Source organism: Riemerella anatipestifer, from assembly GCF_009663465.1.
Taxonomy (GTDB): Bacteria; Bacteroidota; Bacteroidia; order Flavobacteriales; family Weeksellaceae; genus Riemerella; species Riemerella anatipestifer_C.
In genome coordinates this window covers 237,922-251,413 of the sequence record NZ_QXHU01000002.1, presented here as the reverse complement: position 1 = coordinate 251,413, position 13,492 = coordinate 237,922, and the positions used below count along the sequence as shown (strand labels likewise).

Here is a 13,492-nt window from a genome sequence, read left to right as displayed (position 1 = left end):
TATTCAAATAAAAAAATGTTTCCCTTTTGCTTAAGATACACCCACTTTCATTTGCAAGCATCATTTGCTTCCCATTATTATGCACTATGATTATTAACTAAAAAATTATAATTATCTATTCTTTGTTTCTAAGTAGTAAAATACTATTTCTAAATGGACATTACCCATTACTAAACCATAATCAGCTATTTTTCAATGGTAAAATACTATAGAATTATAGGTCAAAGTATAAAACGAGACATTCACATATATACCCGTTCTTTTATTTCCTGAACAATAAGAGATAAATCATTAGAGACTTTCGTTCCTAACAAGTAAAGATTTAATGTTTTTTTATCCTTTGAATAAGCTGGCTGAATATAACCTTTGTCCAAAATTACAAAACCATTACGCTGATAAAAATTCAATCTTCTAGAAGCCAATTCTCCTAAACCATCAGGTTCTGATTCCAAGATTACCAATGGAAATTTATTCTTTAAATAATTCAATACTTGAGAACCTAAATTTTGATTTCTAAACGAAGTATATATTTCAAAATGCTCTACAAACAAGCATAATGATAAATCCCACACAATAATATAGCCTACACTATCTTCTCCCCTTATAATTTCTCTTATAGGAGAAAAATCTTTTCTAGCTAAAGCCCAAAAACCCGCTTCATCTCTGCGTTCGTCTTTTGGAAAAGTATTTATATAAGACCGATAGATTTCCTGTAGTTTAGTAATATTATTACTATTCACAGGCTTTATTTGTATCTTCATCATAAATCAAATACGCTAGGTCTTCTTACGATAAAAATATCTTTTACCCAAAGTAGGAATGCCAACCCTAAATAAAGAAGGAAAAATACACCTGCCGTCGCAAATGTAGAATAAATGAAAAAGACCCTTAATTTTGACACAGGAATCCCTAGTCTAGACCCCATTCTAGTAAGTACACCAAACCATTCACGCTCAAATCTGTGTCTTAAATTTTCAAACATAAGCCTCTATCTTTTTAAAAGTTGATATCCAATGCCGCAAGTTAGACATTTTTTCTGACTACAAAAGTTTTTATACTGAAATAAATAGGCTTGGCTGTCCATACCCGTCTTAATAGGAACTTTTAAAACTTCCCACTGCTCTATGATACTATTTTTTTCTGGTTTAATATTTTGATAAAAATCTAAAATGGTTTCGGAAATTTCTTCCTCCAAATGTTTATGATAAGTATATTTTAAAGGGAGAACCGCATTAAGAATAACTAAATCTATAAAACTCTTCGTCAATTTTTTAACTGATTTTTTATCCGTTGGTTTTCCGAAATTATAATGATTATCCCAATATTCCGATGCTTTAATTGGCGTAAACAATTCATAAAGTTCCTCAAGGCAAGACGCTTTAATTATTTTTGAAAATAAATTTTGATGCAAATGGTAAAGATGAGCCAACTGAGACAACCTTATTGTGGGAAAATTTACAGGTCTTAATCTTAAAAATTTAGGTGCTACAAAAGTGTCGTTCAGTTGATATTTGGCTTTTAGAAAATCAAATTCTCTTTTCCACATCTCGGTTTCCGTATCGGAAGGTGTTTCTAGCCAGCCACTCAACCCGAAAAATAAAGCTTCTAATTGATTTTGATGATGTCTTATTTTATTTACAATACCAAAACCTACACTTTTTGCGATTTGCTTAAAAGCAAAAGCATTGATTTTAAGTCCAAAAACATACGCCAAATTTTGAAATAAAACTTCTTCGTAATTATTCTTAGTTTCAGCGAGTGCTGTTTCTATTTCCAAAGATTTTTGGTCAAGTTTTTTAAGTAATATTTCCTCTGAAAACTGAAACGGAATTTTAGAAATCTCTATCAACTTCTCACACGGAATAAACTCATTTTGAGCCTTTAACCTCTGATATTTCTCTAGTGTAGAAGTCTCTAAATAATCTTTAAGCTCTAATGTTGGGATATTTTTCTCAACCAACTCTTCCACATCTTTATCGTGAGTATAGACCACATGCAAAATAATATTATCATATTGCCTATTCAAATGATGTTGATGTTTTTGATAATCCGAAGATTTTAAATGCAATTCTATACTTCCTGCTAAAACAATATTTTGATATTTAATTTTAGCAAACAAAAAATCGGCTCCCTCGTCGGAATTCCACTGACCAAAATCTAAGACCTCTACCTTATTACCTTTAGTATCCTTAAAATCAAAAGTTTTAAAGAGTTTAAAATTCCAAAGATATTGCAGTAGTTGCTCGTTCATACGAAAAGTTAAGGTTAACTTTTAAAAGATTCTATCGTTTCACGGTACATCTGCTCGTATTGTGGGAGAATATTTTTTAAATCAAAACGCAAGGCTACTTCTTTTGCTCTTTCTTTCATTTTTTGGAGCAAAGCATCATCTTGCAAGAGATTGATGGTCTTTTTAGCCATAGTTTCCACATCGCCCACTTCCGTCAAAAAGCCTGTTTCTCCTTGTATGTTTACCTCTGGTATCCCTCCTGCATTACTACTAATCACCGCATTTCCTGCCGCCATTGCTTCCAACGCTGCCAAACCAAAACTCTCCTGTTCAGAAGGAAGCAGAAACACATCAGTACATTTTAAAATCTGGTACAAATCATTAGTTTTCCCTAAAATTCTTATTTTGTCTATAAGGTACGGATGAGCCATAAGGAAATCGTTAATCAATTCCATATCAGGACCTTCACCAATAATTACCAATTTACTTGGTACTTTTTCCTGCACTCTTTTAAACACCTCTAACACATCAGGAATTCTCTTAACTTTTCTTAAATTAGAAACATGAATCAGCAGTTTTTCGTCATCTTCTGCAAACTGTCTTCTACAACAACCTACAAAACTGTTATACAAATCGTTATCAATAAAATTTGGAATAACTTGTATTTCTTTTTTAATAGTAAAAGCTTTCAAGGTATCTTTTTTAAGACTTTCCGAAACAGAAGTTACCGCATCTGAATGATTGATAGAAAACTGAACTGCCGCCTTATAACTAGGATGTTGCCCCACCAAAGTAATATCGGTGCCATGTAGTGTGGTAACTATGGGAATTAAAATACCTTCATCTCTCAGCATCTGCTTTGCCACAAAGGCTGCATAAGCATACGGAATAGCATAATGAGCATGTATGAGGTCCAATTTATAAAGTTTAACTACCTGATAAATAGCCGAAGACAATGCAATATCATACGGCTGATATTTAAACAATGGATAGGTTTCAACATTTACTTTATGAAAAAAAATGTTAGGGTTGGTCATATCTAACCGAGCAGGAAGGTTAGAACTAATGAAGTGTACCTCATAACCTTTTTGAGCTAAACTCATTCCTAATTCGGTGGCTACAATGCCACTACCTCCGTAAGTAGGATAACAAAGAATGCCTATTTTCATACCTTTCAACATTTTATTCTATGACGACATTTGGTTTAGCACTACATTCAGTTTCGCTCTGTACAGGTGCTACGTCTATCCCTACTCCCTCTTTTAAATCTTGATTTACGACCACAGGAAGTCGCCCGTGTATTTTAGTTTTACCTAAAAGTCCTTTGGCAGTAGCCTTCATAGATAATTCATTATTTTCATAAGCGACAAGTACCGTTGGATAATTCTTTATATTTATATCTCTCAAAGCATAAGGGCTACCAAACACCACCAATATCAACTGATGCCTAGCAGCTACTCTATCCAAAATCGCCTTAGACTTCGCCGATATTTTATAAGGTTTATATGCTGTGCTGTTATCCTTATGAAGCCCTACAATAATTGAAGTATTTTGAGGTAAAGTATTTAATTTATCTTCTGTAATAAGCTCTACTTCTCTTCCGTTTTGAAGTTCTCTAATAAAGTCTTGATAAGGAGCTTCCTCCAAAGGTAAATAATAGTATTTTGATGATTTTAAAGGTAGAGCTTTTGCCTCATCTTTTATCAATGTTAAAGCGCTGGCGTATAGCTTTTCCGTTAATTTTTGATGAGTATCATTATTTAAATCTCTTTCTATGTTATTGGCATCAATAGGTTTAAAATTATGCAACCCTAATAGATACTTTGCTTCTAGAATTTTCATGACCGACTCTTTTAGTCTATCTTGAGAAATCTCGCCAGATTGCAAAGATTTCTTAATTAACCTTTTACCAGAAGGTACATCTTGAGAAAAAAGCATAATATCGTTACCCGCCTTAAACGCCCTTAAATCAAGTTCTCCCGGACTAAACCTCTTCGCAACCGCATTCATATTAAGAGCATCGGTAATAATAAGCCCTTGATAACCATACTTATTTTTCAACAAATTAGTTACAATATTATACGAAATAGAAGCTGGAATTCCCTTTTGACTTTCCAAAGACGGAACATAAAGGTGAGCCACCATAACACCACCTATTTTTTTATCCATAAGTGCTTTAAATGGAGCTAACTCCACTTTATTAAGTCTGTGTAATGAATGATTAACTATAGGTAAATCCAAGTGAGAATCTGTATCGGTATCTCCATGTCCTGGAAAATGTTTAATACTTGCCAAAACGCCGTTATCCTGCAAACCATAACTGTAAGCTAATCCTTTCTCTATCACTTTTTTCACATTAGACCCAAAAGAACGATTACCTATAATGGGATTGATAGGATTGGTATTAACATCTACCACAGGAGCAAAATCCCAATAAATCCCCATTCTTTTACAATCTTCAGCTATTTTGGCTGCCATTTCATAAATAAGCGTATTATCCTGAAGCGCCCCAAGCGTCATTGCCCAAGGGAACTTATGTGCTATTGGAAGCCTTTGGTAAAGTCCCCACTCTGCATCCATACCTATCATCAGAGGTATTTTAGATTTACCTTGAAGTTCGTTTACCAGACTTATATGCCTACGAGTATCATCTTGCATCAATATAAGCCCACCTATATTTTCCATCTCCACCAATGTTCTTACTTGATTGATGAAAGATTCCCCTTTATTAGTATATAACGCAACTATAAAAAGTTGCCCTATTTTCTCATCTTCAGAAAGCTGTTGATAGGTTTTTTCAGCATAAACTTTGGCTTCTTTTTTTAGGGTTTCAGCGTTATTTTTAGGTATATATTGTGCTTTATTATTTCCAAAAATAAAAAATAACATCGCACAAGCTAAGACTTTTCTAATATTCATTCGTTTTTGAAAAAGTTAATTCTGATTACAACAAATATACAATTTTTTTATGAGCTTACTTTCAAAAACAAAAAAGGACCTTTATTATAAAAAGTCCTTCTAATATGTTCTATTTGGTTCATTATTTTTCATCTTCCAACAAATGTCCAAAATAAGTTTTCTTAACTTTTAGATAATCCTCATTAATTTCATTAGAAACTATCTGCAAAGGAACTCTTTCATTAAGTTTTATAGAACTATCCTCTACAAATTTCAATTTATCTGGATTGTTGGTAAGTAGGTTAATTTCTTTCACTCCAAAACTAGTCAAAATATCAATAGCTACAGCAAAATCTCTTCCATCAGCAGGTAGCCCTAAATGTAGGTTTGCTTGCACTGTATCCATTCCTTGCTCTTGTAAAGCGTAAGCTCTAAGTTTATTGATAATTCCTATATTTCTACCTTCTTGCCTTAAATAAAGGATAATACCACCGTTTTCTTGCATATATTTCATAGCTGCATCTAGCTGCTGACCACATTCACACTTTTTAGAATGAAATACCTCTCCTGTAATACATTCTGAATGAAATCTCACATTTATCACTTTAGAAAAATCCGTATTATTGGCAATCAATGCAATATGTGGAGTCCAATCCATTTCATTATCAGAAAATGCGACCATCTTAAAAATACCAAAATCGGTAGGAATATTAGCCTCAGCCTGTATTTTCAACATATAAAATTTATGTAATACTAAAAATTATCAGAAGATGTATTAATAGATTCCAATAACGTGATATTAGTTTTGATTTTAACTAAATAAAAATTAAGCATTTCGTCTTCCTCCAAAGATAGCTTTTTTCTCAATCTTTGAAGTTTTTTGTAGCTCTTTTGCAAACCGTTTAAAGTCCTTACTTTTCTATTTTCATTGTGCTCTCTAAGCGCATAAAGATATTCAGAAACATTAAACTTTATTAAATCTATATGTTCGTTTATTGCCGAATCTGAAAATCTAGGAAGTTTATCCGCCGCTGTTGAAAGTTCCGATGCATATTTTACTTGATCAAGGCTCACCCCCGCATTCATAACAACAGTATCATAGGAAATTTTAACCTGTCCTTTCGAAACAATTTCTTGTGAAAAAGGAGATAGATTAACCTGTTCTACAGAGCAAGAAACTACCAAAAATGTAGCGAATATGAAAAGGAAAATATTTTTAAGCATTCTTCTTTTGATATAAAACTGGGTTTAGACTATCATCATTATACATTTTCATTTGCTTATAAGTCTTTATTTTATTGTTACCGTTCTCTATATCAAACAATAATTCATCTATGGCAATACTCAAATCCTCCTTCTGCTCTTCAAGAACAGACAACTTACGAGAACATTTTAATCTATGCTCCTCATTCGCTGTATCTCTCGAGGTTTCTATCTTCATATGATAAATCTTAAGAGCCAATATGGATAATCTATCGATAGCCCACGCTGGACTTTCTGTATTGATTTTCGCATTTTCTTTAGGCTTTACAGACTTGTATTTTTCCAGAAAATAGTCATCTATATACTCTACCAAATCGGTTCTGTTTTGGTTTGATGAATCTATCCTCCTTTTAATCTTTAGAGCTTCCTCGGGAGATATGTTCTCATCACGAATAACATCTTCTAAATGCCACTGAACGGTATCAATCCAATTCTTTGAATACAAAAGTCGTTCCAAAGTATTTTCAGAAAACGGATTAGTCTCAGTTGCATCTATATCATCTGTTTTATGATAATCTATAATGGCTTGATTAAAAATATCCCAAGCTTTTTCAGAAAAACTCATTTAATTTAAAATCTTACTTTTATTATGATTTTTTACTTTCCTCCTCCGCTGATGGCGCACTTTTATCTTCTTCCTTTACTGCATCTTTAAACTCTTTAATCCCTGAGCCTAAACCTTTCATTAATTCCGGAATTTTCTTCCCTCCAAACAAAAGCAATAATACAACAACGACAGCAACAATTTGCCAAGGTCCTACTACCCCAAGAATAGCTACTAACATATATTTATCTTTAAGTATTAAAACAAAATTTTGGTAAAGATAGCAAAATTTAAACTAATTTGCTATCCTTACCAAAATTTGACCGTCAAAAAAAGAGATTTACTCTATTTTGGTTCTTCCTTTGTTGAAGGTTTTTCTTCCTCCTTTACTGCATCTTTAAACTCCTTAATCCCTGAGCCTAAACCTTTCATCAATTCTGGAATTTTTTTCCCCCCAAAGAACAAGAGTAGTATAACCAACACTATAAGTATATGCTGTACTGATAGTGCTAAAATAGTCGTTAACATAATTTATTTATATTTTTATTCATTTATAATTAATTTGAGACCCACCCTAATGGATCAACAGGTGTACTTCCATTCCATATTTGAAAATCTAAAGAGTAAGCTCCCTCAAAATCTTGTGCAATAGTTCCAATGGTAGTTCCTGATGAAACCTTCTGGTTTGGAGAAACCGAAACATCGGATAAATTACTATATATCGTAAAGTAACTGCCGTGTTTTACGATAACCGTTTTGGTACCGCCTACAAAAGAAATCCTTGAAACTTCACCTGGGAAAACACATCTAGCTTTAGTTCCTTCAGAAACAGCTATTCTAATCCCATTATTTTCCTCCACTATATTTTTGAATACCGGATGTGGTTGCCTACCAAAACGATGCGTTACTTGCCCTCTTTCTACAGGAAAACCTATTCGTCCCCTATTTTCTGCAAAATTAGACCCTATTGCCGTTCCTACACCAAACGCAGTCTTTGTTTTTTCCTCTGCTTTTTTCTTTTCCTCTTCTTTTCTCTTGGCTAGTTCTGCCTCAGCATCTCTTGCTGCCTTAGCTTTTTCTTCCGCTGCCTTAGCTCTAGCAGCCGCTTCTCTAGCATCTTTTTCGGCAGCTATACGACGAGCTTCATTTCTTGCATTTTCTTCTGCTTTTGCAAGTTCGGCCTGTTTTCTTGCATCATCTTGCTTCTTTCTTTCAATTTCTGCTAATCTAGCGGCTTCCGCTTCTGCTTTTTTCCTTTCTCTTTCTAACGCTTCTGCTTTCGCCTTATTTTCTGCATCTATCCTTGCCTTTTCTCTAGCTGCAGCTTCCCTTGCAAGTCTTTCTCTTTCCAATCTTGCCTTTCGTTCTGCCTCTTCTTTTGCTTTAGCTGTTGCTATTTCTTCGTTTATTATCTTTCGGATTTCCCCTTCAATTTTCTTAGCTTGCGCTTGTTTTTGTTTTAATTCAACTGTAAGAGCCGTTTCATTTTTCTTAAATTCTTCTAATAATAGTTCTCTTTGTTTTCTATCATTCTGAATCACTAAAAGGTCTTTCTGCTGCTGAGTAAGAATATTTTCCTTTTCTTTTATTGATTTTTGTTTTAATTTGAGTGTTTGTTGAATTTCTGCAGACTTGTTACTAATCTCTGCTGCTTTTTTATCCTGATAGTCAGAATACTGCTTAAGATATTGTACCCTTCTTAATGCCTCTCCTAAATTCCTAGCAGACAGAATAAATGTAACCTTATTCTGAATACCTTTATTCTTATAGGCTTTCACCAATATCTCTGCATAGTTTTTTCTTAATATGGCTAGTTCCTTTCTGTATTTATTGATTTGTTTTTGACGGAGATAAATGTCATCTTCGATGAAGCGCTTTTCTTTCTGTGTATTTCTATAAATTTTCTCTCTTAATTGAATTTTTTTATTAACTTCATTAAGATGTGCTACCGAAAGCCTTGCTTCCTTTTGCATTTTCGTGAGATTAGAGTTAATAAGCGCAATCTGCTTTTTCAACTCTGCACTCTCCTTCTGAAGTTGCTCTTTCCTTTGAGAGAAAAACAACCCAAAACACAACACTCCCAATAAAAAAATTATCTTCTTGAATATCATTTAATTTCCTTCTTTGTATAATTATTTGGCACAGTATACGGCGTATCCATAACAGAGGAATCAAATTTCGTATTTTCTATGAAAATTTGGTCTGTTTTTTTTGCTTTTATAATAATTTTAACATTTCTAGGCAAATAATTTCCCTCAAAGTTTTCCCAATTGGTATAAAAAACTTCTAGATAATCAGTCGTTTTAACGTCAGATAATTTTACTCTACTAAGATTAAACATTGTGTCATAATCCAGCTCCACTTTATACTCATTCACTTTACCATCTACTATTATTTTTTGATTTTTAGACGATGTTAAATGATAGCTTTGTGTGTTTTTAATCAAATCAAAATCACCATCTTTAATAGGAACAAAAGTCCTCCCTACCAATAAATTCTGAAGAGCTGAATAATCGATAAAGTTAACATTCAGAAGTCGATTAAGATAAGAAAAATCCGAATCTATATAAGTTTTATTATATTTTTCATAACCTTTAATGCCTTCTGGCGTGGCGATACCTCTTGCTACATTAAAGAACAACGCTGAAAGATTTACCCAAACTTTCTTTTGATTTTCTATATAAACCAATGCGTCCAATGTAGGAATTGGACTCCCGTTATCTACCTTAATTTTACTAGAAATCTTTAAATTTTTAAAAGCAGATTCTCTAAGGATATTATTGAAAAAAACTTGGTCTTTTTCTATCTTTTTATGTGTACTTACAGGTGGTTCAGACGGAATATTCTGCTGAGTCTTACATGACACTAGTATAAGCATAACTCCACCCAATAACCAAAGTTTATTCATAATATTAAAGTTAAGATTTATACTATAACGGAAAAAGAGCTAAAAACTTATACATTTATTTATTTAGAAAGAAAATCTAACACCGAATAGTCTCCCAACGAAATTTCTCTAGACACTCCAAAGTATTTAGCTGAGTTACCTATCATAGAATTACTCAAATTACCATGATTAATCAGTGTTTTCTCCTGTATTAAAGAATTATCTATATTGGAATTAACCACCTCAGTATTATTTCCTAAAGAAACATTAGGTCCTATTTTGGAATTTTTAATAACCACATTTTCTCCAATAAAACATGGAGGAATAATAAGACTATTTTCTATCTTAGCAGACGATGGGAATGAAGACATCGCTTCTTTTTCATATTGCAATATCTTGCTATTAGTTTCTACCGTTGCATTTTTGTTGCCACAATCCATCCAGTCATTTACCTTACCTAAAGAGAACTTCGCTCCTTTTTGTCTTAAATTTTCTAATGCTGTTGTTAACTGATACTCCCCTCCTTGCATTATATTATTGTCCATAATATAATTAATCTCCTCCATTAATTTTTCAGCAGATTTAAAGTAATAAATTCCTATAATAGCTAAATCCGAAACAAATGTTTGGGGTTTTTCTACAAAATCGGTAATAAAACCATAATCATCTAACTTAACCACTCCAAAAGCCGAAGGGTCTTCTACTTTTTTCACCCAAATTACACCATCCGAATTAGTATCTAAGACAAAATCAGCTCGGAAAAGAGTGTCTGCAAACGCTACTACCACATCGCCCTGCATAGAAGCTTCCGCACATTTTATTGCGTGAGCCGTACCTAGAGGCTCATCTTGAGTGTATACACTCCCTTTAGCCCCCAATTTTTCTGCAATCTGGATTAGAGAAGTTTTTACTTCATCACCAAAATCTCCAATAATGAAAGCTACTTCCTCTATAGGTTGTCCTGCGACTTTTGCAATATCTTCCACCAATCTTTGCACAATAGGCTTACCCGCAATAGGTATAAGTGGTTTTGGAACTGTAAGAGTATGTGGTCTCAATCGGGAGCCTCGCCCCGCCATAGGTACTATTATTTTCATATTTTTATGATAAATTACTAATTAAACTCCAAATATAGTATTTTAATTTTTCTTCCTCCAAAAATAAACAACTGATTAAAATTACCCTCTATTTTTAAACCTCGCTACCATTGATAAAATTAAGTTCCTCTCAGAAAAAATAATACCAAATCCAAAGATTAAGAATAAAATATTCCCAATCCATACATTTGCTTCAAACACTTGATAAGACAGAAACGAAAATACCGACAATACCAAAAGTACCAACATTATTTTTTTCATATTATAAGGGATTGGGTAATACTTCTGTCCTAAAAAGTAAGACACTAGCATCATTAAGAAATAAACCAACAAGGTTACCCACGCCGATACCATAAACCCATAATCTTTGAGTAACAACAAATTCAGTACAATGGTAATTGCCGCTCCCAGCCAGGAAATAAGCGTACCAACAAAGGTTCTATCTGTAACTTTATACCAAGTAGATAAATTATAATAAATACCGAAACACAAATTACCCACCACAATAATCGGTACTATATCCATAGCGATCCAATAAGAGCTATCTGTAATAAAAATTGATTTTAACCAACTGATATTCGCTATAATACCCAAAGCTGCCACAGATGCAAATAATGTAAAATACTCCGTGATTTTTGCATAAGTTTTTGGAGCATTTGCATTGTTCATTTGTTTAAAAAAGAAAGGCTCAATACCCATTCTATAAGCCGTAACAAATAGAGTCATTAGAACAGCTAACTTATAACAACCTCCGTAAGCCCCAGCTTCAGCCTTGGAAATAATGTTATATTGTACCGTTTTATCAAAGTTTTCGTTTACAACAAATGCTAATCCCGCCAACATCAGTGGATATGAGTATTTTATCATTCGTTTAAACAAATTTATAGAAAACTTAAACCTTATCTTGCTAACTACGGGTAGCAACATTACAAACGCCACCACACTAGCTATAATATTACTTACGAATGCATAAGACACCGATGTCTCCATACCCAAACTTTGAGAGGCTTCTTTAGGTATAAATAGAAATAATGCCAAAACACTCAATACTTGAACCAGCACTTGTGCCACTCTAATAGCAGAATACTTTATTGGTTTATTATTAAATCTAAGCCACGCCAACGGAATTACACAAATAGTATCAAAAAAAGCAATCCAAGCAAACCATTTAATATACTCAGGATGAGTAACGTACCCTAATGAATCTGCTATACTTTGATTGAAAATATAAACTCCACCTAAAAACAAACTTGCTGTGAAAAAGAGAAACCAAAACGAGGTGTAAAATGCCTTGTTTTCGTTTTCCTTCTCTGCCGAATAACGGAAAAAAGAGGTTTCAAACCCAAGTGTAAGTAATATGTTTACATAAGACATCCAAGCATAAAGATTGGTAAACTGGGCAAACTCTTCCCTAGAGATATAGTAAATGAAAAAAGGATTAAGCAGGAAATAAATAACCCTCGGTAAGATTGCTCCAATACCATAAATAATAGTCTCGTTGAGTAATTTTTTCAAAGCAAAAATTTCTGCAAAGATATAGAAAATATAAACTTCTATTCTATACTACAGCCGAGGTTTCTATATTGATTTTTAAATTGCTCTACCCACTTACGGTATTCGTTTTTATCTGCTTTATCGTCAAAGAAAGTCTCCAAATACTCAACAGAAAAATCATTAGGATAGTTTTGCATACTCTCTAACCTATCATTATACCAAGCCTCATTCAAAAGATAGTTGATGTAGTTTATATCCACCTTAAACCCGTATTCGTGGTAGGAATTAGTGGCAGAACTTTGAAAAGTCGTTTTCATAGCTTCCTTAGAAAGTCTAGCTATAAAGTTTGGATTATTTTTATGTTCATTATAGTAAGTGGCTGCATTTCTTAATTGTTGTTTTTCGTCCACCTTACCCTTTGCATCTTTCCAGACTTCTAGCCAATATTCTTTTTTCCATAATCCCATCAGGATAGAATTGAGCGACCAGTATTTTCTTTTGGTATAATTATCAAATTTCCCTAACTTATAACCTATTGTAAAGAATTTATACTTATTATAAAAAAACAAATCCATTAACCACTTTGAGCCTAGAAACAAATCCTTAGGTCTATTAAAATTGATATCTCCGCCAATTTTACCTATCTGGAGATATTCATCATCTTTAAAGTTACTTAGCCAGCCTAATTTTAAAAGATTGATGTTATTTTTCTCTACTTCTGTTAGTAAATTTTCTACATCAATTGTTTCTGTAAACCATACATCATCTTCTGTAACAACGCAATAATCTGTTCCACTCTCAACTGCTTCTATCCATAAATCGGTAGGAATACTAAAGCCATCTATATCCTTCCCCAATAAAATATTGTCTTCTACTGCCTTTACTTTTTGGGAGTAAGACTTAGATATTTTGATATTTATTTGAGGATACTTCTCTTTTATTTTATCCAAATATCTTGGAGGAGTACCGTCATCTAAAACTATAACAGAATAAGTTCCCTTTACATTTCTTTCAATAGACGCTAGACAACGGTCTAGATAGTAAGGTCTATTGAATGATTTTATGTATATATCCATATA

General features: G+C 33.0%; 15 protein-coding genes. All 15 read right to left on the bottom strand.

Features of this window, described 5'->3' with window-relative positions:
• Positions 1 to 242: 242 nt before the first annotated feature.
• The gene (locus D1003_RS03415) at positions 243 to 764 is read right to left on the bottom strand and encodes a GNAT family N-acetyltransferase (RefSeq protein WP_153935733.1); all 522 of its coding nucleotides are present in this window, start codon (positions 762 to 764) and stop codon (positions 243 to 245) included.
• On the bottom strand, positions 761 to 982 hold the full coding sequence (locus D1003_RS03410) for a hypothetical protein (protein ID WP_004916635.1): 222 nt from the start codon (positions 980 to 982) through the stop codon (positions 761 to 763). The genes D1003_RS03415 and D1003_RS03410 overlap by 4 nt, the downstream gene beginning before the upstream one ends.
• 6 nt (positions 983 to 988) lie before the next feature.
• Positions 989 to 2,251 (bottom strand): DUF2851 family protein, encoded by a 1,263-nt coding sequence (locus D1003_RS03405; protein ID WP_153935732.1) that lies wholly within the window; start codon positions 2,249 to 2,251, stop codon positions 989 to 991.
• A gap of 14 nt (positions 2,252 to 2,265) precedes the next feature.
• The gene (gene bshA / locus D1003_RS03400) at positions 2,266 to 3,399 is read right to left on the bottom strand and encodes an N-acetyl-alpha-D-glucosaminyl L-malate synthase BshA (RefSeq protein WP_153935731.1); all 1,134 of its coding nucleotides are present in this window, start codon (positions 3,397 to 3,399) and stop codon (positions 2,266 to 2,268) included.
• Between the two features lie 13 nt (positions 3,400 to 3,412).
• A complete protein-coding gene (locus D1003_RS03395) occupies positions 3,413 to 5,119 on the bottom strand; it encodes a glycoside hydrolase family 3 protein (RefSeq protein ID WP_153935884.1) in 1,707 nt (568 codons plus the stop codon).
• 151 nt (positions 5,120 to 5,270) lie between these two features.
• Positions 5,271 to 5,864 (bottom strand): GTP cyclohydrolase II, encoded by a 594-nt coding sequence (ribA, locus tag D1003_RS03390; RefSeq protein ID WP_153935730.1) that lies wholly within the window; start codon positions 5,862 to 5,864, stop codon positions 5,271 to 5,273.
• Positions 5,865 to 5,881: 17 nt separating this feature from the next.
• Positions 5,882 to 6,352: a hypothetical protein gene (locus D1003_RS03385; RefSeq protein WP_052911625.1), complete on the bottom strand. Its 471-nt coding sequence runs from the start codon at positions 6,350 to 6,352 to the stop codon at positions 5,882 to 5,884.
• Positions 6,345 to 6,956: a DUF4254 domain-containing protein gene (locus tag D1003_RS03380; protein WP_153935729.1), complete on the bottom strand. Its 612-nt coding sequence runs from the start codon at positions 6,954 to 6,956 to the stop codon at positions 6,345 to 6,347. Before D1003_RS03380 ends, D1003_RS03385 begins: the two co-directional genes overlap by 8 nt.
• 22 nt (positions 6,957 to 6,978) lie before the next feature.
• Positions 6,979 to 7,176 (bottom strand): twin-arginine translocase TatA/TatE family subunit, encoded by a 198-nt coding sequence (gene tatA / locus D1003_RS03375; protein ID WP_153935728.1) that lies wholly within the window; start codon positions 7,174 to 7,176, stop codon positions 6,979 to 6,981.
• Positions 7,177 to 7,280: 104 nt separating this feature from the next.
• Positions 7,281 to 7,463, bottom strand: a complete 183-nt coding sequence (locus tag D1003_RS03370) for a twin-arginine translocase TatA/TatE family subunit (RefSeq protein WP_079207514.1) — start codon at positions 7,461 to 7,463, stop codon at positions 7,281 to 7,283.
• 29 nt (positions 7,464 to 7,492) lie between these two features.
• Positions 7,493 to 9,046: a murein hydrolase activator EnvC gene (locus D1003_RS03365; protein ID WP_153935727.1), complete on the bottom strand. Its 1,554-nt coding sequence runs from the start codon at positions 9,044 to 9,046 to the stop codon at positions 7,493 to 7,495.
• Positions 9,043 to 9,843: a DUF4292 domain-containing protein gene (locus D1003_RS03360; protein WP_079207510.1), complete on the bottom strand. Its 801-nt coding sequence runs from the start codon at positions 9,841 to 9,843 to the stop codon at positions 9,043 to 9,045. Before D1003_RS03360 ends, D1003_RS03365 begins: the two co-directional genes overlap by 4 nt.
• Before the next feature lie 59 nt (positions 9,844 to 9,902).
• A complete protein-coding gene (locus tag D1003_RS03355; protein WP_153935726.1) occupies positions 9,903 to 10,919 on the bottom strand; it encodes a sugar phosphate nucleotidyltransferase in 1,017 nt (338 codons plus the stop codon).
• 81 nt (positions 10,920 to 11,000) lie between these two features.
• A complete protein-coding gene (locus tag D1003_RS03350) occupies positions 11,001 to 12,434 on the bottom strand; it encodes a lipopolysaccharide biosynthesis protein (RefSeq protein ID WP_153935725.1) in 1,434 nt (477 codons plus the stop codon).
• 38 nt (positions 12,435 to 12,472) lie between these two features.
• Positions 12,473 to 13,489 carry a glycosyltransferase family 2 protein gene (locus tag D1003_RS03345; RefSeq protein ID WP_153935724.1) on the bottom strand — a complete coding sequence of 339 codons (1,017 nt, stop codon included), beginning with the start codon at positions 13,487 to 13,489 and terminating at the stop codon, positions 12,473 to 12,475.
• Positions 13,490 to 13,492: the final 3 nt, after the last annotated feature.